Below are 2,552 nucleotides of genomic sequence, written 5' to 3'. Positions count from 1 at the left end.
TGGTCATTCTTTAACGTTATATGCTTGCTATGCAAGCATTATAACGTATTTTCACCGTATTTTTTGTTTAAGTCCCGCTATTCGGTGGCGGCCAGTCGGACGCTGGCAAACTTTCGGCTGGCAACGACGGCAACCACGCGATCGACAAATCTAAGGTATTGGCACAGACTGATGCAGGAGTAATTACCCCGAATACACCCGGCAATTTTTCCAGCATCCGATCTGTTCCTGTTGTGCCAGACCCGCGCTATTTTGACCGCGAGCAAGCCGACAAATTAAAAGAGCTAGCCAAGGAAAAGACCGACGGCGCGAGGCAGTCTAAGCGGGCTTACAAAGCTTTGACCAAGATTGAGGAAGCCGACAAAACCGTGCACAAAGAGCACCGGAAATATGAGGGAGTGGTCGCAGAGAATGAACTCGGTAAGAAGCGCGCTGATGCTGGTTTAGCCAAGAAACTGCACGGACTCCGACCCGGTTACGCACGGTTGGGTTTTGGGATTGACAAAGCAGACTCCGACGGCAGGACTCGGATTGATGCGATTAAAGCCAAGTTGATGGGAGGCACAAACTAATGAGAGCGATGTATCTGGCAAATTACTTTATTGCCGGGTGCATCGCTTCCTCCCTTTTGGGATGGATAGCGAGTTTGCATCCAATGGCAATGAGAGCGATCGTCTTTTTAGCAGTAGCAGCCTTTGTTTTGTGGGGCTTGTGCTGGCTGCTTGATTTTTCGGTTAGTGGCTGGCTCAAAATCTCAATGCAAAATCTGCAAGCTTTGTTGATGGCAGCGCTGGCAATGGCAGGCATCGGCGCGGGGGTGTTTCTATGCAGTTGAAAATGTTCGTCCTTAGCGGCGCGGCCGTTGCGCTGTGGCTAGCTTCCTTGACCGCACTTGACGAGCGTATTGGCTGGCACAAATCGGTGCAAGGTTTAAGTCTCTGTACAGCAATTGCTTGTGCAGTATCGGCGGGTAACATTGCCCGCAAACTAGCAGAGGAAAATGAAATTGAGTTCATCAAAACCAGGGCGATTAATGCCGATGTAATTGATGAAATCTCGACAAGTGCCTACATTTCCCAGCAACAAAGACAGCAGGAAGCAGAACTTATTCTGGCAAGCCCTGGGGCTGACGTGGAAAAAAGCCGGAAAGCGCTGGAAGCTATATATCACAGCGACTTGCAGAATACCACTTCCGCTTCCGAGTCTCCCGATTACCCTATATATTTGGAAGTTTGCAAGTCAAAGGAAGCGGGTAAATCACCCACTTGGATTATTGAAAATGTCCTCAAAATGGAAGGGCGAAAATTCTCAGAAGGTAAGGTCAAACTGCAAGATTTACTCAATCAGTTTGAGGGGGAGGGTGATGACTAGACAGCCGAATATATAGCGTTTCTCAGATAAATGAGGTATACAGAAACCCTGTATTGTCAAGCTTTCCAGGTCAAAATTCGTACCTCACCTTTTTGAGAAAGGCTATACCAACAACAGCAGCCTTAAAATTGACTGGTACTAAGTCGGAAATAGAACTGGTGTTAGCGGTTTTGCGGGGCAAGGACTTCTTCTGGAAAACTAACGGCAAGTTCTACCCACAACGGGGGGAGGGGAATCAGTACGCCTATTACCTCAATGACTTGCAAATACCTCAGCTTGGGGTAGCAGTCTCACCAACACCAACACCAGGAGAACCCCAACCTCAACCGTGGGATGCAGTTTTGGGTGTAAAGACTGCTAGTGAAGCACACATTCCCAAACCCTTGCGGTGAAAGACGTGTGAGACAGACTGAACTGGCGACACCTTAAGGTGTCGCCAGTTTAATCTTTCCCCCTTTCTTGACCCTCTGTTTGCCAACTTCTGAAGGAACCCAAAGGAGGAGTAAAATTGACAAATGATAAAAATCGACCTCGCAACTTCTAAATCTCTTGAAGAAGCGCTCCTGGCGAGTGTCGATAGTCGTGCGCGTAAAATCATCCTCTCTCGCCCTAAATCCGACATCCAACGGATGTATCAGCACGCGCTCACTACAGAAGCAATGAAAAGGCTACAGCGCCCTGGTAAAGGCTATTGTCAAATTGAGTTGTGTGCGCCAGATGAATCTCTACCTCTGGCTACGTGGTGGGAAGCCTTCTTAATCTGGCATGAGTTCAATTGGCGTGTAGAGCTTGAACCTCCCGAAAGGTTGAGATTCTCAGGCGCTATCCACGACACAGATACAGGGGTTGAATCAGTAGAGAAAATTGAGACAAGCGCTGGTACTAGACCGCCACCTCAGAAACCTTTTACTTCTATCCCGAAAGCCGAAATAGGTGGCTGCGCTCGCAGCGATAGCCCTGCCCCCGCAATTTAATTCGCGGGCTGTTCCTCCTATGCCTTCAATTTTTCGACAAATGTAAACGCCAAAAAACCGCTGCACTCAATTGGAACCTGAAGCAGCGGTCTTTGGATATGGTCGCGAGACCAACAATTCTTACTATGAATCAATGGCACTGAAAAAGTGAGCAAAAAAAAATCTGTAAGGCAAGATATACATAGATAATTGCCTTACAAACCAAAA

Annotated in this window: 6 protein-coding genes; 5 read left to right on the top strand and 1 reads right to left on the bottom strand. The window is 47.8% G+C overall.

Features of this window, described 5'->3' with window-relative positions; all coding sequences use genetic code 11:
* Positions 1 to 67 precede the first annotated feature (67 nt).
* Positions 68 to 217 carry a hypothetical protein gene (locus tag QUA74_RS29580; protein WP_333336315.1) on the bottom strand — a complete coding sequence of 50 codons (150 nt, stop codon included), beginning with the start codon at positions 215 to 217 and terminating at the stop codon, positions 68 to 70.
* 16 nt (positions 218 to 233) lie between these two features.
* Here QUA74_RS29580 and QUA74_RS29575 point away from each other — a divergent pair, with 16 nt between their 5' ends.
* From QUA74_RS29575 to QUA74_RS29555, 5 genes are all read left to right on the top strand, one after another.
* Positions 234 to 572 carry a hypothetical protein gene (locus QUA74_RS29575; protein ID WP_333336313.1) on the top strand — a complete coding sequence of 113 codons (339 nt, stop codon included), beginning with the start codon at positions 234 to 236 and terminating at the stop codon, positions 570 to 572.
* Positions 572 to 835, top strand: coding sequence for a hypothetical protein (locus tag QUA74_RS29570; RefSeq protein WP_333336310.1), 264 nt, complete (start codon positions 572 to 574; stop codon positions 833 to 835). Before QUA74_RS29575 ends, QUA74_RS29570 begins: the two co-directional genes overlap by 1 nt.
* Before the next feature lie 2 nt (positions 836 to 837).
* Positions 838 to 1,371, top strand: coding sequence for a hypothetical protein (locus tag QUA74_RS29565; protein WP_333336308.1), 534 nt, complete (start codon positions 838 to 840; stop codon positions 1,369 to 1,371).
* A 53-nt stretch (positions 1,372 to 1,424) separates the two neighbouring features.
* A complete protein-coding gene (locus tag QUA74_RS29560; RefSeq protein WP_333336305.1) occupies positions 1,425 to 1,763 on the top strand; it encodes a hypothetical protein in 339 nt (112 codons plus the stop codon).
* Positions 1,764 to 1,886: 123 nt separating this feature from the next.
* A complete protein-coding gene (locus tag QUA74_RS29555; protein ID WP_333336303.1) occupies positions 1,887 to 2,345 on the top strand; it encodes a hypothetical protein in 459 nt (152 codons plus the stop codon).
* Positions 2,346 to 2,552 lie beyond the last annotated feature (207 nt).

The organism is Microcoleus sp. LAD1_D3 (assembly GCF_036702135.1).
Lineage (GTDB): Bacteria > Cyanobacteriota > Cyanobacteriia > Cyanobacteriales > Microcoleaceae > Microcoleus.
This window is presented reverse-complemented; position numbering and strand designations above follow the sequence as displayed.